The sequence below is a fragment of the Pedobacter borealis DSM 19626 genome, assembly GCF_000708285.2.
Taxonomy (GTDB): Bacteria; Bacteroidota; Bacteroidia; order Sphingobacteriales; family Sphingobacteriaceae; genus Pedobacter; species Pedobacter borealis.
The window spans coordinates 34,576-57,198 of record NZ_JAUG01000040.1; the positions used below are offsets into that span (position 1 = coordinate 34,576).

20 protein-coding genes are annotated in these 22,623 nt (G+C 39.3%); 12 read left to right on the forward strand and 8 right to left on the reverse strand.

Annotated elements, in window-relative coordinates; translation table 11 throughout:
• Positions 1 to 122: 122 nt before the first annotated feature.
• The 9 genes from AW17_RS12520 (at position 123) to AW17_RS12560 (ending at position 12,381) form a co-directional block, all read left to right on the forward strand.
• Complete coding sequence (locus tag AW17_RS12520; RefSeq protein ID WP_342421920.1) at positions 123 to 989, forward strand: glycoside hydrolase family 28 protein; 867 nt, start codon at positions 123 to 125, stop codon at positions 987 to 989.
• Between the two features lie 306 nt (positions 990 to 1,295).
• Entirely contained in the window at positions 1,296 to 2,309 is a 1,014-nt protein-coding gene (gene pelA / locus AW17_RS12525; protein ID WP_209444249.1) for a pectate lyase, read from the forward strand.
• A 112-nt stretch (positions 2,310 to 2,421) separates the two neighbouring features.
• Positions 2,422 to 3,933 (forward strand): tagaturonate reductase, encoded by a 1,512-nt coding sequence (locus AW17_RS12530; protein WP_029276878.1) that lies wholly within the window; start codon positions 2,422 to 2,424, stop codon positions 3,931 to 3,933.
• 1 nt (position 3,934) lies between these two features.
• Entirely contained in the window at positions 3,935 to 5,581 is a 1,647-nt protein-coding gene (locus AW17_RS12535) for a UxaA family hydrolase (protein ID WP_029276880.1), read from the forward strand.
• 370 nt (positions 5,582 to 5,951) lie between these two features.
• Positions 5,952 to 7,352 (forward strand): glucuronate isomerase, encoded by a 1,401-nt coding sequence (gene uxaC / locus AW17_RS12540; protein WP_029276882.1) that lies wholly within the window; start codon positions 5,952 to 5,954, stop codon positions 7,350 to 7,352.
• A gap of 114 nt (positions 7,353 to 7,466) precedes the next feature.
• Entirely contained in the window at positions 7,467 to 8,522 is a 1,056-nt protein-coding gene (locus AW17_RS12545; RefSeq protein ID WP_029276884.1) for a sugar kinase, read from the forward strand.
• Complete coding sequence (locus tag AW17_RS12550; protein WP_029276886.1) at positions 8,515 to 9,177, forward strand: bifunctional 4-hydroxy-2-oxoglutarate aldolase/2-dehydro-3-deoxy-phosphogluconate aldolase; 663 nt, start codon at positions 8,515 to 8,517, stop codon at positions 9,175 to 9,177. The genes AW17_RS12545 and AW17_RS12550 overlap by 8 nt, the downstream gene beginning before the upstream one ends.
• A gap of 20 nt (positions 9,178 to 9,197) precedes the next feature.
• A complete protein-coding gene (locus AW17_RS12555) occupies positions 9,198 to 10,637 on the forward strand; it encodes an MFS transporter (RefSeq protein WP_029276889.1) in 1,440 nt (479 codons plus the stop codon).
• Positions 10,638 to 10,755: 118 nt separating this feature from the next.
• A complete protein-coding gene (locus AW17_RS12560; protein ID WP_029276891.1) occupies positions 10,756 to 12,381 on the forward strand; it encodes an NADP-dependent glyceraldehyde-3-phosphate dehydrogenase in 1,626 nt (541 codons plus the stop codon).
• Positions 12,382 to 12,602: 221 nt separating this feature from the next.
• On the opposite strand, the gene AW17_RS12565 is transcribed toward AW17_RS12560, so the two are convergent.
• The 4 genes from AW17_RS12565 to AW17_RS12575 form a co-directional block, all read right to left on the reverse strand.
• On the reverse strand, positions 12,603 to 13,190 hold the full coding sequence (locus AW17_RS12565) for a rhamnogalacturonan acetylesterase (RefSeq protein WP_245235058.1): 588 nt from the start codon (positions 13,188 to 13,190) through the stop codon (positions 12,603 to 12,605).
• A complete protein-coding gene (locus AW17_RS24920; RefSeq protein WP_245235059.1) occupies positions 13,130 to 13,336 on the reverse strand; it encodes a hypothetical protein in 207 nt (68 codons plus the stop codon). Before AW17_RS24920 ends, AW17_RS12565 begins: the two co-directional genes overlap by 61 nt.
• 16 nt (positions 13,337 to 13,352) lie before the next feature.
• Entirely contained in the window at positions 13,353 to 14,369 is a 1,017-nt protein-coding gene (locus AW17_RS12570; RefSeq protein ID WP_029276893.1) for a pectinesterase family protein, read from the reverse strand.
• 257 nt (positions 14,370 to 14,626) lie between these two features.
• The gene (locus AW17_RS12575) at positions 14,627 to 15,280 is read right to left on the reverse strand and encodes a DUF5123 domain-containing protein (protein WP_029276895.1); all 654 of its coding nucleotides are present in this window, start codon (positions 15,278 to 15,280) and stop codon (positions 14,627 to 14,629) included.
• 132 nt (positions 15,281 to 15,412) lie between these two features.
• Here AW17_RS12575 and AW17_RS25395 point away from each other — a divergent pair, with 132 nt between their 5' ends.
• From AW17_RS25395 to AW17_RS12585, 3 genes are all read left to right on the forward strand, one after another.
• Positions 15,413 to 15,553 (forward strand): carboxypeptidase-like regulatory domain-containing protein, encoded by a 141-nt coding sequence (locus AW17_RS25395; RefSeq protein ID WP_425339099.1) that lies wholly within the window; start codon positions 15,413 to 15,415, stop codon positions 15,551 to 15,553.
• Positions 15,522 to 16,292, forward strand: coding sequence for a substrate-binding domain-containing protein (locus tag AW17_RS12580; RefSeq protein WP_245235060.1), 771 nt, complete (start codon positions 15,522 to 15,524; stop codon positions 16,290 to 16,292). Before AW17_RS25395 ends, AW17_RS12580 begins: the two co-directional genes overlap by 32 nt.
• Positions 16,293 to 16,385: 93 nt before the next feature.
• Complete coding sequence (locus tag AW17_RS12585) at positions 16,386 to 17,570, forward strand: class I SAM-dependent rRNA methyltransferase (protein WP_029276899.1); 1,185 nt, start codon at positions 16,386 to 16,388, stop codon at positions 17,568 to 17,570.
• Between the two features lie 110 nt (positions 17,571 to 17,680).
• On the opposite strand, the gene AW17_RS12590 is transcribed toward AW17_RS12585, so the two are convergent.
• The 4 genes from AW17_RS12590 to AW17_RS12605 form a co-directional block, all read right to left on the reverse strand.
• The gene (locus tag AW17_RS12590; RefSeq protein WP_029276900.1) at positions 17,681 to 18,115 is read right to left on the reverse strand and encodes a carboxymuconolactone decarboxylase family protein; all 435 of its coding nucleotides are present in this window, start codon (positions 18,113 to 18,115) and stop codon (positions 17,681 to 17,683) included.
• Positions 18,116 to 18,377: 262 nt separating this feature from the next.
• The gene (locus tag AW17_RS12595; RefSeq protein ID WP_029276902.1) at positions 18,378 to 18,947 is read right to left on the reverse strand and encodes a Crp/Fnr family transcriptional regulator; all 570 of its coding nucleotides are present in this window, start codon (positions 18,945 to 18,947) and stop codon (positions 18,378 to 18,380) included.
• Positions 18,948 to 19,002: 55 nt separating this feature from the next.
• A complete protein-coding gene (locus tag AW17_RS12600; RefSeq protein WP_029276904.1) occupies positions 19,003 to 19,785 on the reverse strand; it encodes a GLPGLI family protein in 783 nt (260 codons plus the stop codon).
• Positions 19,786 to 19,790: 5 nt separating this feature from the next.
• On the reverse strand, positions 19,791 to 22,595 hold the full coding sequence (locus tag AW17_RS12605) for an outer membrane beta-barrel family protein (protein WP_029276906.1): 2,805 nt from the start codon (positions 22,593 to 22,595) through the stop codon (positions 19,791 to 19,793).
• Between the last annotated feature and the right edge of the window lie 28 nt (positions 22,596 to 22,623).

The following is a 22,623-nucleotide window of genomic DNA, read 5'->3' on the forward strand; positions in this document are numbered from 1 at the left end:
GTTTGGTGGCGATTTTTTACTTCGTTTTCCGGTAACGATTGCATAGATTTCTCTTCTGTTTTAAGTGCAAACAACGTACACTTGTTATTACAATAACCAAGTATAATTTAACAGCACAAATAATGAAACATATTTCTGGTAGTTTATGCCGTATTAAACTAGTGCTGGCATGCTTAATTTTATCTTCTGCAAGTGCTGCCATAGCGCAACAACAGCAAAGCCTACCCATTATCCAGCAGGTTAAATTTAAAAAAGATACCACTAGCATTATTAGCTTTGGAGCAAGGGGCGATGGGATTACCTTAAATACGCAAAGCATCAATAAAACCATAGCCAGTGTAAGCCAGAAAGGCGGTGGTGTGGTTTTAATTCCATCAGGCTTGTGGTTAACTGGTCCTATTGAGTTAAAAAGTAATGTAAACCTACACCTTAAACGCGATGCAATCCTTCAGTTTACCGACGACTTTAACCAATACAAATTGGTACAGGGAAATTGGGAAGGTCAACCAGCTTGGAGAAACCAGAGTCCGATTTCGGGTGTTAACCTCGAAAATATAGCCATTACCGGTACAGGGATTATCGACGGGAACGGTGGTGCCTGGCGCATGGTTAAAAAAGATAAACTTACCGAAACACAGTGGAAAACCTTGGTGGCATCTGGCGGCGTAGTGAGGGCTGACGGAAAAATGTGGTACCCATCTGAGAAAACCGTTAAAGGTTCGAATACCAAAAATGCAGGCGTAATTGAAGCTGGTAAAACAGCAGCCGATTATGAAGATATCAAAGATTTCCTTCGTCCGAATCTGTTGGTGTTAACAGGTTGCAAAAAAAATCTTTTAGAGGGTGTTACCTTTCAAAATTCACCAGCATGGAATTTACACCCTTTGCTTTGTGAAGATTTGACCTTAAGAAACCTACAGGTAAAAAACCCTTGGTTTGCACAGAATGGTGATGGTGTTGTGATTAAACAGGTTCCGGGTAAAAAGTAGGTTTTAACCGCAGATAAATAAAATATTAGCCACGGAAACACGGAAGCACGGAAAAAGAATTAAGTGGTGGTCTGTGGGGACACAGACCACGGGAGTGGTTCCAGGTAAAATTAACCACAGATGAAAAAGATGAACACAAGATAACGAAATAGAACTGTCATCCTGAGCCTGTCGAAGGACTTATTTAATTGCGGCAAAGCGTTTCGACGAGCTCTCCGTAGGAGTCCTTTGGACAACGTGACAGATTGGATGAAAAAAATACGCGTGTTAATCCGTGCCTCCGTGGCAATAAACTAACAAACAACAATGATGAAAATAAAAATATTGTTAACCCTAATCTGTATAAGCTTAATGCTATCGTGTTACGCGCAGCAGCCTACCGATTCTACGGCAGATAAAATGCTTGTATATCAACTCGGCAATGGCGGTTGGCCGAAGCAGTTGGAAGATAAAAGCGTGGTTAACTATGGTGCAACCTTAACATCTGAGCTTTTGGTCAGGATAAAAGCAACAAAAGATTTGCATGCCACATTCGATAATAAAGCCACCAGCAGAGAAGTGGTATACCTCGTTCAAGCTTATAAGAAAACAAAGAATGAGGCTTATTTAACGGCAGCTGAAAAAGGATTAGATTATATTTTATCCGCTCAATATGCCGATGGTGGCTGGCCTCAGTATTATCCTGATAAAACTTTGTACCGTTCAGAAATTACCTACAATGACGATGCAATGATTAATGTGTTGAACATTCTACAGGATATTGCAACTCAAAAAAATGATTTTGAGGTCGTGAATCCAGCTTACATCAAAAAGGCCGAGAAAGCCATTGCAAAAGGTATCGATTGTATTATCAAAACGCAGGTAAAACATAATGGAATGTTAACCATCTGGGCTGCGCAATACGATAAAGACTCGATGTTGCCTGCAAAAGCAAGAGCATTTGAGCCGGCTTCGTTAAGTACAAGTGAATCGGCAGGTATTGTCCGTTTCCTGATGAGACTTAAAAATCCATCACCAGAAGTAAAAAGTGCAGTTGCAGCAGCGGTGAAATGGTTCGATACCTATAAAATAGCTGGCTACCGTTTTGATCGGAACAAAAATATTTCGGCTTTGGTTGCCGATAACACCAGCATGGCTTGGGCCCGTTTTTATGATATGGAGAAAAACACACCCATTTTCGGCGATCGCGACAATACGATTAAAACAAAATTGGAAGAGTTAAGTCCTGAGCGGCGAAATGGTTATGCCTGGTATGGCAACTGGGGGCAGAAATTAATTGAAAAGGAATACCCGAAGTGGTTAGGCACGAATGGGAAATAAATAATTATAAAAATCGCCATTGCAAGGCACGAAGCGATCTTACTACTATGGGTGGGAATTTATACTGCTTTAAGATTGCTTCGTTCCTCACAATGACTGAAATCGCAAGGATATGATTTTAAACAAAGAAAATTTAGCAAACATTAACGGCGACAAGGTTACCAAACCAAGCGCCGAAATTTTGGCTTTACCAGAAAAAGTAATCCAGTTTGGAACTGGCGTTTTATTACGTGGTTTACCAGATTATTTTATTGATAAGGCCAACCAGAAAGGTATTTTTAATGGGCGTATTTTAGTGGTTAAATCTACTTCAAAAGGCGGGGCAGATGCATTTTCGAAACAGGATAATTTATACACCCTTTGTGTAAAAGGGATCGAAGATGGTGTTAATGTAGAAGAAAATTCAATCAACTCATCAATCAGCCGTGTTTTATCGGCTTCGCAAGATTGGATCGAAATTTTAAAAGCTGCCCACCAGCCAGAAATGCAAGTTGTAATTTCTAATACCACTGAAGTTGGGATTGTTAAAAGCGAAGATAAAATAACCGATAATCCACCACAATCTTATCCAGGGAAATTACTTGCATTCCTGCACGAAAGATACACTGCTTTTAATGGTTCGGCCGAAAGTGGAATGGTGATTGTTCCAACGGAATTAATCAGTGATAATGCTGATAAATTGAAAGAAATTTTATTAGATCTGGCCATCCAGGACAAATTGGGCTGGGATTTCGAAAACTGGTTAAAAACGGCCAATCATTTCTGCAAAACTTTGGTCGATAGGATTGTTCCGGGAAAACTTCCTGAGGCTGAACAAAAAGCGATTGAAAGTGAGCTGGGCTATGAAGATGAACTCATGATTATGGCCGAACCCTTCAGACTTTGGGCTATCGAATCTTCAAGCGAAAAAGTGAAGGAGATTTTATCATTCGAAAAGGCTGATAAAGGGGTTTTTATTGTTCCATCGATCGATAAATTTAAAGAGCTAAAACTCCGTTTACTTAACGGAACGCACACCATTAGCTGTGGATTGGCCATTTTAGCAGGCTTTAATACTGTAAAAGAGGCTATGGCAAATGAAGATTTCTCAGCCAATGTGTTAAAACTGATGAATGATGAAATTGCTCCTGTTGTGGTAAACGAAGATATTACCTATTATGAAGCAATTGCCTTTGCAGAAAGCGTAATCGACCGTTTTAGCAACCCATCCTTAGAGCACCAGTGGCAGGCCATCACGCTAAACTTCACCTCAAAAATGCAGATGAGGAATGTGCCGTTAATCAGAAGGTATTACGCTTTAAAAAATGAAGTACCTCAACTTACGGCTTTAGGTGTGGCTGCTTATATCCTTTTCATGAATGTGAATAAAGATGGTGATACTTATACGGCCAGTGCAAACGGAAAAACCTATCCGATACAGGATGAATTTGCAGAAATTTTATACGAATACTGGAAAAACCCCGAAACGGTTGTAGATAATACCCTTGGCGACAGACGTCTTTGGGATAAAAACTTGAATAACTACCCAGGCTTTAACGCGGCCGTAAAATCTTATGTTGATTTATTACAGAATAAGGGTGCAAAAGAAACTTTAAGTAACTTGCATTCAGAAAGAACAATTTAAAATGGTTACTAGAATTTTAAAAATCCATCCTAACGATAACGTACTTGTTGCCCTGCAAAACCTGGCAAAAGGCGAAACCGTTATTTACGATGGGCAGGAATATATTTTACAGGATGATATCCAGGCTAAGCATAAGTTTTTTATGCAGGATATGAATGCAGGTGATCACATTATTATGTATGGGGTACTGGTGGGGAAAGCGCAACATTTCATCCTAAAAGGTGGTTTAATGGATACAGAAAACACAAAACATGCCTCAGATCCATATGAATTCCGCCCGTACCATTACGAATGGCATGCCCCTGATGTTTCTAAATTTGAAGGCAGAACCTTTAACGGTTATATCCGTAGTGATGGCCGCGTGGGAACTGCAAATTATTGGTTGTTTATTCCGACTGTATTTTGCGAAAACCGCAATCTGGATGTGATCCGTGAGGCTTTGCACAATGAATTGGGTTATGCGGTAACCGATAAATACAAATCTTATGCTCACCAACTGGTTGAGGCTTATAAAAATGGTGAAATTTTAGCTGAGGCCGATCCAAGTTCTATCGGGCAGGCAAACCCAACGGCCAACCGCGTTTTTAAAAATGTTGATGGCATTAAATTCTTAAATCACCAGGGTGGTTGCGGTGGTACCCGTCAGGATGCTGCTGTGTTAAGTAAATTATTGGCCGCGTATGCCGATCATCCTAACGTTGCCGGTGTAACCGTATTGAGCCTTGGTTGCCAAAACCTACAGGTTAAAGATTTTATGGACGATTTAAAACACCGCAGTCCGAATTTTGATAAACCTTTATTTATTTTTGAGCAGCAACAATCGCAGAGCGAAGAGCAATTGGTGAAAGAAGCGATTCGAAAAACTTTTATCGGTTTAACTGAGATCAATAAGATCGAACGTCAACCTGCTCCTTTAAGTAAGCTAGTTTTAGGTGTTAAATGTGGCGGTAGCGATGGCTTTAGTGGAATCAGTGCTAATCCGGCAGTAGGTTATACGTCTGATTTACTGGTGGCTTTAGGTGGTACTGTACTTCTTGCCGAGTTCCCTGAACTTTGTGGCGCAGAACAACAGTTAATCGACCGTACAAAAGGCGAAACCGCAGCGCGTAAATTCATTCAATTGATGACTGCTTACAATCAATCTGCAGAAAATGTAGGCTCTGGGTTTTTCATGAATCCATCGCCTGGAAATATCAAAGATGGTTTGATTACCGATGCGATTAAGAGTACTGGTGCAGCCAAAAAAGGTGGAACATCGCCAGTGGAAGATGTTTTAGATTATACTGAGCCTGCTACAAAACCAGGATTAAACTTAGTTTGTACTCCCGGAAATGATGTTGAGGCTACTACGGGAAAAGCAGCGTCGGGAGCAACATTAATCTTGTTTACAACAGGTTTGGGTACACCAACAGGAAATCCTGTTTGCCCTACCATTAAGGTTTCAACCAATAATGCATTAACCAAACGCATGGGCGATATTATCGATATCAACTGTGGGCCAGTAATCGAAGGCGAAAAAACCATCGAACAAATGGGGGAAGATATCCTGGAGTATTGCATTAAAGCAGCTAGTGGCGAAGTAATTCCTAAAGCGGTATTGCTTAACCAGGATGATTTTATTCCATGGAAACGGGGAGTGAGCCTTTAGTGAGTCTGGAGTCGTAAGTCCGAAGTCGTGAGTCTTGGAACCCTATTCCGTGGTCTGTGTCCTCACAGACCACCAAGCTAATAAAACATAAATTGAGTTCCGATCTGTGAGGACACAGACCGGGGATAAATAAAAAATGAATAGATAAGCGGTTTGATCATTTCAAATCTCTTATCTCAAATCACATCGCATGAAACCTTTTTTAGACAAATTCCGTGGTCTGTGTCTCCACAGACCACCAAGCGAATAAAACATAAATTGAATTCCTATCTGTAGGGACACAGACCGGGGACAATATCATTACATAAATAAAAAAATGAATAGATAAGCGGTTTGATCATTTCAAATCTCTTATCTCAAATCACATAGCATGAAACCTTTTTTAGACGAAAATTTTCTTTTGCAAAGCAAAACTGCTGAAAAGCTTTACCACAATTTTGCAAAATCATTGCCGATTATCGACTACCATAATCACCTTATTCCGGAGCAGATTGCCAATAACACTCAGTTTGCAAACATCAGCCAGGTTTGGCTTGCCGGCGATCATTACAAATGGAGAGCCATGCGCGCCAACGGTGTTAATGAAAAATACATCACTGGTGTAGGATCGGATTATGAGAAATTTGAGAAATGGGCAGAAACTGTTCCCTATACTTTACGTAATCCTTTATACCACTGGACACATCTGGAACTTCAACGCTATTTTGGCATAACTGATTTACTTTCTGGCAAAACGGCACAGAAAATTTTCGACGAATGTTCTGCAAAACTGCAAACTCCCGAATACTCTGTACGAGGTTTGCTTGCCAAAATGAATGTAGAAGCTGTTTGTACTACGGATGATCCTTTGGATAGCTTAAACTACCACCAACAATTGGCAAGAGAAGGCGCAAACCTTAAAATGTTGCCTGCCTTCCGCCCGGATAAAGCGATGAACAGTGACGATATTGAAGGTTTAAATGAATATATTGACAAATTGGAAAGTGTTGTAGATAAAACAATAAGTAGCTTTCAGGATTATATCGATGCATTAAAAAGCCGTCACGATTACTTTGCTGCAAATGGCTGTTCAGTTTCTGACCATGGTTTAGAGCAGATTTATGCTGAAGATTATACAGAAGCAGAAATCGCATCGATTTTCGATAAAATCCGCAGTAAACAACATATTTCTTACGAGGAAAACCTGAAATTTAAATCGGCTATGCTGATTTATTTTGCAGAATGGGATCACGAAAAAGGTTGGGTGCAACAATATCACCTGGGTGCATTGCGTAACAACAATGCCCGGATGTTAAGGCAATTAGGCCCAGATACCGGCTGGGATTCTATCGGCGATTTTAGTCAGGCCCGAATGCTTTCTAAATTCTTAAACCGTTTAGATAATCAGGATAAACTGGCAAAAACCATTATTTATAACCTTAATCCGGCTGATAATGAATTAATTGCAACGATGATCGGAAACTTTAACGATGGTTCGGTTGCAGGTAAAGTGCAATTCGGTTCGGCATGGTGGTTTTTAGATCAGAAAGATGGCATGATCAAACAATTAAATGCACTATCAAACATGGGGCTGCTAAGCCGTTTGGTGGGTATGCTTACCGATTCGCGCAGTTTCCTTTCTTTTCCTCGTCACGAATATTTCAGAAGGATCGTTTGTAACCTCTTTGGAGAAGACATTGAGAACGGCGAATTACCTAACGACTTGGAGTGGGTTGGCAAAATTGTTCAGGATATTTCGTACTTTAACGCAAAAAATTACTTTAAATTTTAACCAAAATAGGGCTTTAAAGAGGTATTTCGTTGGAAATAAATCATTTCAATCGTTTTCCTTCCATTTTCATACCGTTGCAGAAAACAGCATGAAATACGCCGATTAGATACAAAAATGAGCACCCAAATATTCGCTTCATCAAAAAAAGGAGAAAAAGTTTTAAGCTTTGGTGAAATACTTTTGCGCATCTGTCCCGATATGGACGGCCAGTGGTTAAAAGAAAATAAACTACCATTTTATGTGGGCGGTGCAGAGCTCAATGTAGCAACAGCGCTGGCACTTTGGAATGTTCCTTCAACTTACTTATCGGCTGTGCCTGATAATTCGGTAACCAGAGAGATTGTAGATTATCTGGATGCACGGAACATTGATACCACACCAATGGTTTATCATGGCGAACGTTTGGGGTTATACTATCTTCCGAAAGGGAAAGACCTTAAAAATGCAGGCGTAATTTACGACAGGGCAAATTCGGCCTATGCCGATTTAAAAGTGGGCCAGATTAACTGGGATGAAGTTTTTGAAGGTGTGAGCTGGTTTCATTTCAGCGCCATTTGCCCAGCAATAAATCAATCTATTGCTGATGTTTGCTTAGAGGCTTTAAAAGTGGCAAGTGCGAAAAATATTACCATTTCGCTCGATTTAAACTATCGCGCCAAGCTTTGGAAATATGGTAAAGATCCGATTGATGTGTTACCCGAACTGGCTCAATATTGCACGCTGATTATGGGTAATGTGTGGGCCGCCAATAAAATGTTGGGCACTGCACTTCACGAAGATTTAACACCAACCGAGGGTTATGCAAAGGAAACGTTACTGCAACAGGCAACAGATACTTCTAAAGAAATATTAAGTTTGTTTCCGTCTTGCAAGGCGGTTGCAAATACATTCAGGTTCGATTATGGTAAAGGCATCAGGTATTATACTGCCATTTATACCGCTGATGAATTAACAGTTTCTGAAGAATATGTTTCAGAAGAAATTTTAGATAAGGTAGGTAGTGGCGATTGCTTTATGGCTGGCCTGATTTACGGCTTTTACAACCAGTTATCGGCCAAAGAAACCTTGAATTTTGCCACCGCAGCAGCATACGATAAATTATACATTCCAAGCGATGCTACAACCAGTACTGTAGCCGATATAGAAAAAAGAATAATACGCAATGATTAGCAACAAGCACAAAATTTTAGATGCCATTTTAGAGCAGGGCATGTTACCCCTTTTTTACCAGGATAGCGAATCGGGTAGCGTAGAAATATTACGCACCTTGTATAAAGCCGGCGTTCGCGTTTTTGAATATACTAACCGAGGTAAATCGGCCCTGCCGAACTTTAAAAAGTTAAAAGAAATCCGTGATGCTGAAATGCCCGATCTTTATTTGGGAATTGGAACGATTAAAACTCCTGCCGATGCAAATGCATTTATCGAAGCTGGAACAGATTTTATTGTGGCACCGATCGTAAATCCGGCAGTTGCCGAAATTGCAAACAAAATTGGTATGCTTTGGATCCCTGGCTGTATGACCCCGACTGAAATCAGTGTCGCTCAAGAGCACAAAGCCATGCTGATCAAAATTTTCCCTGCCAATATTTTAGGCCCTGAATTTATTTCATCAATTAAAGATCTTTTCGCCGGACAGCTGTTTATGCCAACTGGTGGCGTAGAAATTAATGCCGACAACCTAAAAACCTGGTTTAAATCAGGCGTTTGTGCCGTAGGTATGGGCAGCAAATTAATCAGTAAAGAGGTAATGAGCAAAGGTCTTTACGAGGAATTATTCGACAATACAAAACTAGCGCTTGACTTAATTCAGCAGAGCAAATAAATTTAACACACCCTAACCAAATGAACCAACCCAAAACAAGCAAATACAGATGGACCATATGTTTGCTGTTATTTCTAGCTACAACCATAAATTATTTAGACCGGCAGGTACTTTCGTTAACCTGGACAGATTTTATTAAACCAGAATTTCATTGGGATAATAATGATTATGGAAATATAACTGCCCTGTTCTCTATTTTCTATGCAATATCGATGCTTTTTGCAGGTCGTTTGGTTGATAAACTAGATACCAAAAAAGGCTTTTTATGGGCAATAGGTGTTTGGTCTATTGGAGCCTGTTTACATGCCTTCTGTGGTATCGCCACAGCTGGGATCATCAATGGAAACTGGTTTGTAGGATTTGAGGGTGCTAAAGAAGTTATTGCCCGTGTTAACGATACCGGGTTAATTGTTTCGGTAAGTGTTACCCTGTTTATTTTTGCCCGCTTTGTATTGGCTGTTGGAGAGGCAGGAAATTTTCCTGCAGCGATTAAAGCCACAGCCGAGTATTTCCCTAAAAAAGACAGGGCATTTGCAACCAGTATTTTCAATGCAGGAGCTACTGTTGGTGCACTAGCTGCACCGATTACCATTCCTTTTATTGCAAAAGCTTACGGATGGGAAATGTCGTTCATCATTATCGGTGCACTTGGTTTTTTATGGATGGGATTATGGGTGTTTGTGTATAACAAACCGGAGTTGCATAAAAGAGTTAGTCCTGAAGAGTTGGCTTATATTCAGCAGGATGTGATCAACGATCGTAAAATGGCTGACTATGTAGAAGAGACTAAAGAAAAAGTTTCTTTTATCGACTGTTTTAAATATAAACAAACCTGGGCTTTTGCTTTTGGTAAATTTATGACCGATGGGGTTTGGTGGTTCTTTTTATTCTGGACACCAGCCTATTTAAAATCTGTTTATGGCATGAATTCTACACAAAGTGCCCTTCCTTTATTTGTACTTTATATGATTACCTTACTGTCTATTATCGGTGGATGGTTACCAACCTATTTCGTTGATAAAAAAGGCATGAACCCGTATGAAGGTAGAATGAGAGCAATGCTGATTTTTGCATTTTTCCCACTTTTAGCCTTAGCTGCACAACCTCTTGGGTACATTACTTATTGGATTCCGGTAATCATTATCGGTATTGCAGGTGCGGCTCACCAGGCATGGTCGGCAAATATATTTTCAACCGTAGGCGATATGTTCCCTAAAAAGGCAATTGCCACCATTACGGGTATTGGCGGTATGGCAGGCGGATTAGGCTCTTTCATTATCAATAAAGGCTCTGGTTTATTGTTTGATTATACAGGCAAAAATGAGATTGTTTTTATGGGTTTTAAAGGTGAAGAAGCAGGTTATTTTATTATCTTCTCTATCTGTGCCGTATGTTACCTCATTGGCTGGACAGTAATGAAAACCTTAGTGCCAAAATATAAAGTTATCGAACTAAAATAATTTAAAGGCCGAGGCTATCAGGATTATAAGTAATCCTGATACTCGGTCTTTTTACAACAGTAAATCTATACTTAAACTATAGACTTAACATTAATTTAACCCTAACAACAACCCCAAATTGAGTACATCGCTAAACCTCGAAAGTATTTTCGTTGAAGAGAGCCAGATTCCAGATGAATTTAGGCTCAAGGAAGAAATCAATCAAAAAGAGTTTCTTTCAAATGGAGAGATGAAACCATGGAATGGACCATTTAATGAAGTGTTTTCTCCGGTATGCGTAAAAACCCCCGAAGGCTTAAAACGAAAGCGTATTGGTAGTTTTCCTGTTTGTACAGAAAAAGAGTCGACAGAAGCTTTAGATGCAGCTGTAGCCGCTTATAATAACGGCCGCGGACAATGGCCAACCATGAGCGTAGCTGATCGGATTAGCTGCGTAGAAAACTTCACTCATAAAATGATTGAGCAAAAAGAAATTGTTGCGAAATTAATTATGTGGGAGATCGGTAAATCTTATGCCGATTCGGTTAAAGAATTCGACCGTACGGTTGAGTACATCTATGCCACTATCGATGCGCTGAAAGATATCGACAGGCAATCATCACGTTTTGAAATTGAGCAGGGAATTGTTGCCCAGGTTCGCCGCTCTCCGCTTGGTGTGGTGCTTTGTATGGGGCCATTTAATTATCCTTTAAACGAAACTTTTACTACGCTTATTCCAGCTTTAATTATGGGGAATACGCTTTTATTCAAACCACCTAAACATGGTACCTTATTGCACTATCCTTTATTGGAGGCTTTCTGTTCCAGCTTCCCTAAAGGTGTTGTAAATACCATTTATGGTCGTGGCAATACCATTGTGCCAGGACTAATGAAATCGGGAAAAATTAATGTGCTTACCTTGATCGGATCGAGTAAAGTAGCCAACGAACTGAAAAAACTGCACCCTAAAGTAAACCGTTTAAGGGCAATTTTAGGTTTGGATGCTAAAAACGCTGCAATCATTACTAAAGATGCCAACCTGGATTTAGCCGTTTCGGAAACAGTGCTGGGTTCGCTTTCTTTTAACGGACAGCGTTGTACCGCGATTAAAATTGTTTATGTTCACCGCAGTTTAGCACAGGAGTTTTTAAAACGTTTATCCGCTGAAGTAGAGAAACTGAAATTTGGTATGCCATGGGAGAAAGGCGTAAACCTTACACCGCTGCCTGAGCTGAACAAACCTGAATACTTAAAGGAATGTATTGATGATGCAGTTTCTCACGGCGCTAAAGTGATCAATAAAAATGGTGGACAAACCTTAGAAACTTTCGTTTACCCAGCCATTATGTATCCGGTAAACAGCAATATGAAACTATACCGCGAAGAGCAGTTTGGTCCGATTGTTCCTGTTGTTCCGTTTGATGATCTGGAAGAGCCTATCGAATATTTAATCGGTTCGCCACACGGCCAGCAGGTGAGTATTTTTAGCAACAACGCTGCGGTAATTTCTTCATTGATCGATCCTTTGGTTAACCAGGTAAGTCGCGTAAATATTAACTGCCAATGTCAGCGAGGACCAGATGCTTTCCCTTTTACCGGTCGTAAAGACAGTGCAGAAGGCACGCTTTCTGTAGTGGATGCATTGCGTTCGTTCTCGATCCGTTCGTTGGTAGCGACTAAATTTACAGATGATAATAAAAAGTTATTGAACGAAATTGTTAAAGGCGATGATTCGAACTTTTTAAGTACGAAGTATATTTTTTAAATAAATTATAAAAACTAAGCCGCAGACTCACAGATTATAATCTCTGAATTTGCGGCTTTTTTGTTTAATATTCTTTAGCTGTCATTCTGAACGCAGTGAAGAATCCTTAAAGGATGGAACACAGGTTCGTAAGGCTAACAGCAAAGCCAGTATGTTAATTGGCGTGTATTGCTCATCGCGAACAGATCCTTCACTGCGTTCAGGATGATAAACTATATTTTTTACTTCAAACTCTTCACCAAGTTTAACTCTTTAATCCCTTTTACCACTAAACCGGCAACTTGTTTAGCCCCTTCTGGGCTTAAATGTGTATTGTCTTTCTTGCCATTTGGGTAGTTCACATTTCCAGAATCAACATAATTGAATAATTTAATGGATGGCTCTTCACCTAAGCGGTTTAATAAACTTTCGGTTTTAACCAGCATATCAATTAAAGGAACACCTAAAGAATCAGCAACCTGGCGGGTAATTCGGGGGTAATCTCCATGAGAATCGAGCAAAACCCCGTTCTTGAAACTTCTGCGGGAGATTGGCGTCAATAAAACAGGGAAAGCTTTTTTACTTCTGGTTTCTTTTACATAATTAACCAGATTGATCTTGAAATCTGCTAAGGATACACCGACTGCTGGTTTATCGACTTTCTCATCGTTATGCCCGAATTCGATAAAAACATAATCGCCTGGGTTTAATTCGGCCAATATTGGGTCCCAGCGTTTCTCTGCCCTGAAAGATTTTGTACTCCTTCCGTTTAAAGCCCGGTTATCAACGGTAACATCAGCCTTAAATAAGATTGTAATGCCATGCCCCAACCTGTTTCCGGATACGCTTTTTCTTCTTTATTTGCTGCGGTAGAGTCGCCAATGATATAGAGTTTTGTTTTCTTTGGGATGAATGTAAAAGAAAATAAAACGGCTATTGTTCCTGCCGCCAAAATTTTAAAGAAATTCTTGTTCATGTTTTTATCAGTTATTTTATTTAGCTGGATTCCATTGATCCGTTCCACCTAATATATTTTTTAAAGTATAGTTTTTTGCCTCTTTATCTGTTAATTGTTTTGCCCAGGTTAACCTCGTTTTAGGTGGCGCGCCATGGCCCTTACTTTTATATTCTGCATAAAAAACGGTCAATTCCTTATTAGGGAACATCAGATCACCTTTCCATGGATTCCAACCTTCGGGCAAAATATGTTTCCCCAGATTGCAGGTGATGAATACCGTTTTTGCATAAGGCCTCCATGGTCTGCCGAGATAAGCTTTTGTTACAGTTTCATCTGCAATGAGCGTACAATTTATAAAAACAAATCCAAACTTTTGCCGGGCAGAGGTTGATGCTGCTGTAACGTATGAGTCACTTAAGTCTTTGATGGTGCAATGTTGAAAAACAACCGTAGCCTTACCAAAAATAAAATCCGTTGTGCCTTCAATATAACAATTTTGATAGTATTGCCGGCTATTTTCGATTGCAGCATAAAGCGTATCCTGATTGCCCAAAAACCTGCAGTTCTTTGCTTTAAAACGATCGCCTTCTACATGTAAGGCTACCGCCTGTCCAACTCTTCCAGATGAATTGATAATAGTTAAATTTTCTAGCTGGGTATCACTTCCCTGAACAAGTACTGTGAATGAGGTATAAGTGCTGAATTTAGCATTACCAAAAACATCCTTACCTGATGCATTGGACTTCCCTGAATAATCATCAAAGGTGATGATGGTATTTTCAGTATCCTCTCCAATTATAGAAATTTTAATCTTCCAAGAGGGAATAATCAGCTTCTCTTTATAGGTTCCGTTTTTAACATGAATTTTAACTGCTTTCTCGCCCAAATCCCTCACCGAATTAACAGCCTCCTGAATGGTTTTGTAATTTCCACTGCCATCCTGCGCAACAGTTATTTCTGAAGGGTATTTGGGATCCTGGGCATGGACGTAAATAAAGGATATATTGAAGAGGAGTAGCGTGATCAGCTTGAAGTAGGATATTCTTGTCATTTGGTCAGTTAAGATCTGAATTTAATTTTAATTAACAACTCTTGGATTGTCATTACCCAAGAGTCGTCATCTCGAGCGGAGTGCAACGTAGCCGAGAGATCTATCTGGGCAGATCTCTCCTCCGAAGGAGTTCCTTTGGAACACTTCGCGATGCTCCGGTCGAGATGACGATTTTTCTATGGAATCTGTAGATATGTATCCTATCGAGAGATATTCTCATTAAAAAGGGCAGATTAAAACCTGCCCTATAATTTTTGTTAGTATGTCCACCTTGGATCGCCGATCGGACCACCGGTGCTTCCTGCACTTCTTAAAGGCGAACCAACAGCTATAGTGAAATCAGTTGTTGAGGCTGTCCAGCCGGTATTGATAGATTGATTACTTGCTAAAGTTGCTGTTCCAAAGGTTAGTGCTGTTCCGCCGGTTAGGGCGCTGAACAGGTTGAAGTAATTACTGTTCGAAATCTTCAATGTACTTCCTGCACCTGTGCCCCTAATGGCAGCAGCGTTAACCGTACCCGATTTTGGTGTATTTGCAAAAATGCTGTTCAAAATGGTAAAATTGATCGGATTGGCATTTGCATCTAACAGGGCGTACTTGGCATTGCCACCAAAACCATTAAAGGTCGAATTGGTGATCGAAACTGTCGGGATAACATCCCCTGTATAAGTGGTGCTCGCTGTAACCAGGCCAGGGCCTGCATTGTAAAAAGTAGATTTAGATATGGTAAGGGTATTGAACTGCATTTTATTTAGGTGAAAAGTATAATATGCAGATGCACCATTTAAGCCCATGTCGTAAACAATCGAATTATTAACCGTAATGCCTGTGATTTTAAAATCGCGGGCGGCCGTGCCTCTATCACCTCTTAAAAACGACGTTACAGAGCCATGTGCAATACAGTTATCCACCACTACATTGGTAAAAGTTGCTGCTGCACCATTGGCTGCCTGTGTGCCAATAAAATTAAGGAAATAAAGCGATGTACTGGCTGTTCCATCAAATTCAATACCCGAAAGCGTTACGCCTGCCCCAGTATAGGCATGAGTGTATCGATAAAGGATTCGAAAATTGGAGCGAGTACAGATGCGAATGGAGTTTACAAAATTACTATTCCAGCTAAAGGCGCTACCCTAATTTTCACCTATGTAGGTGATAAATGGTATCGAATCCATTGCTTATGATAAAGATTATCAAGTCATCATCTCTCAAAGTCACGAATCTTACAAGCAGGAGAAATTGAATGTTGAGCACCTTGCATCACGCTCTATTGATGGTTTATTGATCGCGCTATCGTCTGAAACACAGGATATTGATTACCTGCGGAGTTTATATGCTAAGGGCTTACCAATTGTTTTTTTCGATCGTGTGCCTAAAGATTTTGAAACACATAAGGTAATCGCGAATAATTTTAAAGGTTCTTTTGATGCCACAGAACATCTTATTTTATCAGGAAAACGAACCATTGCCCATTTAACAAATTCCGAAAATCTTTCGATAACAAAAGAAAGGTTAGAAGGTTATAAAGCAGCCTTGGTTAAATATCATATCGAATTTAGGCCTGAGCTGGTTAAATATTGCCAGCATGGCGGTATGCACAGTGCAGAGCTGGAACAGGCGGTTAAAGAACTTTTGCCGTTACAGCCAGATGGGATTTTTATTTCGAGCGACCGCTTAACTACCGGCTGCATTATGGCGCTAAAGAAAACCAATCCTGAGGTGGCACATAAAATTGCAATCGCAGGTTTTACTAATTCTAACCTGGTCGAATTATTTTCACCATCTCTAACCTCGGTTAAACAACCCGCATTCGAAATGGGGCAGGTAGCTACCGAACTGTTAATCTCGATGATTGAAGCCAAAAGACCCGTAACTGAATTCGAAACAAAGGTTTTGGACACCGAATTGGTGAAGAAGCGCTGATCGCCAGGCGGTTGTCGATTTGCGCAAGGTGTTTAGCGGTATGCGGCTGATGCACGGCACGCTAAACTCCCTACAAATTATTACCTTTGCAGCATGGTAGAAATCACATTAAAAAAGGGCAAAGAAAAAGCGGCATTACAAAGACATCCATGGGTATTTTCCGGAGCATTGGAAAAAGTTAAGGGAAAACCTGAAGATGGTGATGTAGTAAAAGTTTTTGCTTTCGACAATGAATTTCTAGCCTATGGTTATTACAACAGCAATTCGCGTGTTGCCGTTCGTCTTTTGGAATGGGATGAAGCTCAAACCATTGATAACAACTGGTACCAGAACCGCTTAAAACAGGCTATTGTTTCACGTCAGTTTATTTTAGGCGAACAGACCAATACCTGCCGACTGGTATTTAGCGAAGCTGATTTCCTTCCAGGTTTAATTGTTGATCAATATGCTGATTTTCTTTCTCTTCAGATTTTAAGTTCAGGAATCGAAAAAGTGAAAGCAGAAATCGTAGAAATTTTAAAAACTGAATTAAATCCAAAAGGGATCTTTGATAAAAGTGACGCTACTGCCCGTACCCATGAAGGTTTACCCATCGAAAACGGACTGCTCTGGGGTGAAAACCCGCCAGAATTTTTGGAGGTAAAAGAAAATGGAATTATTTACCACATCAATATCGCAGAAGGACAAAAATCAGGATTTTATTGTGATCAGCGCGATAACAGACACATTTTAGCCAGTTATACAAAAGGTAAAAAAGTTTTAGACTGTTTCAGTTACAGCGGTGGTTTTAGCTTAAATAGTTTAGCTAATGGTGCTGCAAGCATTACTAGTGTTGATAGTTCAGGTTTAGCTGTAGAAACACTAAAACAAAACGTAGCCTTAAACAAATTCGATGTAAATAAAGTAACAGCCATACAATCAGATGTAAATAAACAACTCCGGGCTTTCAAAGACTCAGGAGAACTGTTTGATGTGATTGTGCTCGATCCACCTAAATATGCACCATCGCGTTCGGCATTAGACCGCGCGGCAAGAGCCTATAAAGATTTAAACCGTTTAGGCATGTTGTTGCTTGAAAAAGGGGGCTTATTGGCTACTTTTTCTTGTTCCGGAGCGGTTGATATCGAAACCTTTAAACAGATTATCGCCTGGGCGGCACTTGATGCAGGCAAAGAAGTTCAGATTATTAAACAATTCTGCCAACCAGAAGATCATCCGGTCCGGATTTCTTTCCCAGAGGGAGAATACTTAAAAGGGTTATTGTTAAGGGTCCTATAAAGGAACACCTTACCAATAGAATTTAAACCACAGAGACACCAGTACCAGGTTATTTTAAATGTTAACCAAGTGTTATGGTGTCTTTGTGATAAGCTGAAATCAGCATCTGGTTATCCAACCATTACTTTAGCGGTAATGGCTAGTCTGTTCCAGGCATTAATAGTAACTATAGCCATAATAATTTGTGCTAATTCCTGCTCGTTAAAAAAGCTCGCCGCTTTTTGATAAGTTGCATCAGAAACATGGTGGCTGATTAAGGTTACTTCTTCGGTTAAAGCTAAAACAGCTTCTTCTTGCGGTGTAAATAAAGTTGTTTCTCTCCAGGCGTTTAGTAAATACAAACGTTGTTCTGTTTCACCTATTTTGCGGGCATCGGTTGAGTGCATATTTAAGCAAAATGCACAGCCGTTAAGTTGCGATGCACGCATTTTAATCAGTTCTAAAAGAATTGGATCTAGTTTACTGGTTGATAAATATTTCTCTAAACCGTACATGGCCTGGTAAGCTGCTGGTTCTACTTTTGGGATATCAATTCTACTTTCCATTTTATTTGTTTTTTGATTACGATGTAAAGTTCTGCAACTTCAAGATCAAAAAACTTAATGTAGTTTAAGAAATGATTAGCTAACACAAAGGACACATTTTGTGCCACGGAAACACGGATTAACACGGAGTGTTTCCATGGTCTGTGTCCTCACAGATCATTTGTTTTCTTTTTCCATACCCGTACTATATTTATCAGTGCTTTCTGTGTCTCCGTGGCCCATGTTAAATGAGCACGCTGTGTGTTCTGCGGTTAACAAAACCCTATTTCTTAGCCCTGATTTTACTCAAAAATTCGGGAGTAAAGCCGAGGTAAGAAGCCAGCATATACTGTGGTACACGCTGTACAAATTCAGGGAATAAACGATTAAAATGATGGTATCTTTCCTCTGCTGTTTGGCTGTACAGGAACTTTATTCTTCGCTGTGAAGCTTGATGGTTTTTTTGCAAAATCAGTCTGAAGTACCTTTCCAGCTTAGGGAGTTTATGGAACATTTCATCATAATGGTGATGTTCGATGGCGATCACTTCAGTGCTTTCTGCTGCCTGGATATAAAATTCAGATTGCTCATGAAATAGAAAGCTGGTTAGATCGGTAATCCACCAGTTTTCGATGGCAAATTGAATGGTTTGTTCAGCCCCCTTAATGTCAATGAAGTAAAGCCTCAGGCAGCCTTTTATCACAAAATAATTTGCCCTGCAAGTTTGTCCTTCTTCTAATAAAAAAGCCTTCTTTTTAACGGAAAAAGATTTGAGTAGCAATGCAAGGGTTTCTTGTTCATCGCTATTCAAATCTATAAATCTATTAATGTGGTTATAAAGTGCACTATACATAGCTATACTAATGATTAGCTAAAATAGGTATTATTATAAAAACGGAATCAACATCTTAAAGTGAAAAAGCCTTATATATCGGATGTGCATATTCGCCCCAGTTTTTCATCGCGCCAAGTAATATTGCTTTTAAACCTTTGTTATCAGTCGGCTTTCCTTTTGTAGGTGGTGCTAAATCTTTTTCTGGCACTGTAACTTCTGTCACTTTAGTTGCAAACCAGGTTACATTTTCGTGGGGTAAAGCTAAACCTAAAATCATACCGGGTAATCCGGTAAAAGATTCAGGACCGCCTGAAACTGCAATCTGATTCGAATAATAAGCCACAACATAAACCGAGTCCATAATGATAGCATTTGCCCTACGGCATTCATAACCTGCAATTTCTCTTGTTTCGTCAGTAATTTTCCAGTTAATCTTACGTAGACTATCCTTAACTAAATAAGTATCTTCATACACGCTTTTTTGTGTGGTACTGGTTTGCTGATCGAAATTTGTAGCAATGGTATTTTTTAAATCTGCCAGCACATCTGTTGATAACCAGTTGTTGTTCACTGTTTCTTCTACTGTTGGCCACTTATATAGACTTTTATCTTTGGTGAAGCTCAAGGTACTTTTAGCAACCTTGAATTGAGGATTATTTTTCTTGTATTGATCAAAAGCCTGGGCCATATAGGTCTCATTATCCTTATTGATCCTCTTTTTGATCAAGGCGTACATATTTGATCTTTTCTCAAATTCGATCACCCCATTTTTTACGAAGTGTATATTTTGTGCGGATAAGCTCTTGCTGATGAAAATAACAGCAAATAAGATGATATATTTTAGTGTAGTTTTCATGGTTGTTATTTTTGTGTTTTGATACCGCCGCCCATTTTATTAAAATCCCACGATACGGAGAACATTAAATATCTTCTAATGGTAGTATAACTGCTTTGGCTAATCGAGGTATTAGATGCCGAACGATTAAAACCGATATTCTGATTAAGAATATCATTTACAGTTGCTGAGAATCTTAAGTTTTCTGATTTGAAGAATTTTTTGCTTAATGATGCATTCCAGATAAGGCGCTCAAAGCTTTCTGTTAACACTTGTGTTTTTCCGTTGTATTGGTATTCGGCATCTGTAGATATTTCAAATTTTCCAGGTAATTGTTTATTACCTGAAGCATAGCCAGTCCATCCCCATCCATCACTATTCCTACCGATACTTGCTCTTGCCATATTATACGATGGGCCAAAACGGGTATAAAAACTATAACTTTTATCTTTGTATTTCGAAATATTGATACCTCCGCCGTAGCTATAGTTTTTAGTGTTATTTAAGGTCCGGCCTAAATCAGTGGTAATAAAATTATAAGAAGAATTCCCATTTGCGTTTACATTTAAACCTAAGTTTATTTCGCCAAGAGCGTTTATTTTCCTGCTTATCTGTCCATACAAATAAAAATTTGTCTGCATTTTATCATTGTAATTGATGTAGCGATAGGTACTTTTACCAACACCATTGGTGGTTACATCACTAATAATCGGATTTGTAGTAAAACTGTAGGAGCCGCTTAACCAAATCGATTGGCTGGTTAAAACTTTGTAAGAGTTATAATTCGCATTAATATTGCTTCTGAATGATGGTCTTAAATCTTGATTTCCTTCAACAACATTAAATGGGTCATTATTTACCCTAACTGGTTGCAGTTGATCGAGCGAAGGTTGATTGGTATTGCCGTAATAACTAATCCGTAATGATTTTTGCTGAGAAAAACGATATTGATAAGTTGCCTGGGGCATATAATTAATAAAGTTTCTTACATAGGTTTTGTTATGGTAAATATCATCCTGCTTAAAATTTACCCCACTAAATTTCGAGCCAAAATTGATAACGGTTTTGCCTTTTTTATAATTGAAAATTGCACCGGCCTGATTGATGGTCTGGTTCAGTTCAAAGTTGTTACTGTAGAGCGTGTCTAAAATATCATATCTGCCACTTCCAGATTGATTAAAGGATAGCCGATCTGATTTCCCGTTCATTAAACTTAGGCCATAGTTAATAATTACGGTTAAGGTTTTTGAAAGGGGTTCAGTGTAAGCCGCATTTAACTTAAAAGCACTATTTGTTATATCGTTGGTCTTTAATTGATTGGTAAGACTATCTATTATTCCTGTTCCAGTCTCATTTGCCCGTTTGTTAAGCGAGTTTAAGTATCCTTCACTATTACTTTTGTTGATCGATTGATTTAAGTTTAATGATAATGTGCGCCCCTTTTTCTTTAACTTTTTGGTGAATAAAACGTTCATGTTAAAACTTTGATCATCTACCTCATTGCTTAGCGTTCTGTCTGATGAATTTAGGAATTTATCATTCTCACCGGAAGTTGAAGTTACAAAATGGTTTGAGGTATTACTTTTTTTCAATGCGCCATCAACATTAACTTTCATGGTTAAGGTCGTATCGATTTTTAGCTCATACATAGCATCCAGTTTTTGTCTGAACATGTCATTGTCGAATGATTCATTTGAGGTATTATTCTGTACTCCAGATGCTAAATTGTTCTGACTTATCGAGTTTCTATCACCCTGAACCCTGATTGATCCAATTTTATAATTTGTGTTTAACGATTCCTTGTCTTTGTTCCATTTGTTATCGAAATGCAAGCCCCCGGTTCTGGCTAGAGGTAAACCCTGGCCATTATACTGTCCGTCGTAACTATCAAAATCATCACTTCCACTGCTAAAATACATTCCGCCTTCATCACTCATAGTTAAATTGCTTGATCCGCTATATTTATCTCTGTCATCCCAGCCTAAACCTACCGTTCCATTGTTGCCTAAAATGCCGTAGGCCGAAAATTTCTTTTTGCCCCAAAATTTATTGAACATTCCCTGACCCTGATAAAAATCTTTTGTTCCATAACCACCCTGCACTTTACCAAAGTAGCCGTTCTTTTTATCTTCTTTAAGTTTAATGTTAAGTGTTTTGGTTTTTTCGCCGTCATCAATACCTGTAAAACTAGCCTGATCGCTTGCTTTATCGTAAAGCTGAACAGATTCTACCATGTCTGCCCGCAGGTTTTTAGTTACCAGCGTTGGGTCATCACCAAAAAATTCTTCACCATCTACCAATACCTTCGGAACTGTTTTGCCCTGAGCCGTAATTTTACCGTCTTTATCTACCTGAAAGCCCGGAAACTGTTTAATGAGGTCCTCAACCTTGGAGTTCGGTTCGATATTATATGCTTTGGGATCAAACTCTGTAGTATCGCCTTTAATTTTTATGGCTGTTCTGTTTCCTTTAATAATTACATCGGCAAGAATTTTGGCCATCCCTGTAAGATTAATTTTTCCATAATCTTTAACCTGAGTGGTAGAATCGAGCGTAAAATGATCTACAAAATCTGCATACTTAGGGTAAGAAACCAATAAGATAAACTTCCCGTTTTTAATTCCGCTAAGCTCGAATGAGCCATTTTCTGCTGTCCGGGTAAATTTTACCAATGTAGAATCTTTTGCATTTAAAACAGCAATAGCCGTTCCGGATAAAAGCGTTGTCGATGCAGTATCAATCGTTCGGCCTTTAATGGTATGGAGGCTTTGTGCTTTCGAATAAGTGGAGATAAAAACAAAAAGACACAACGAGAGTAATAGACGTTTCATAGATAGGATTTGGTTTTATTTGCCGAAT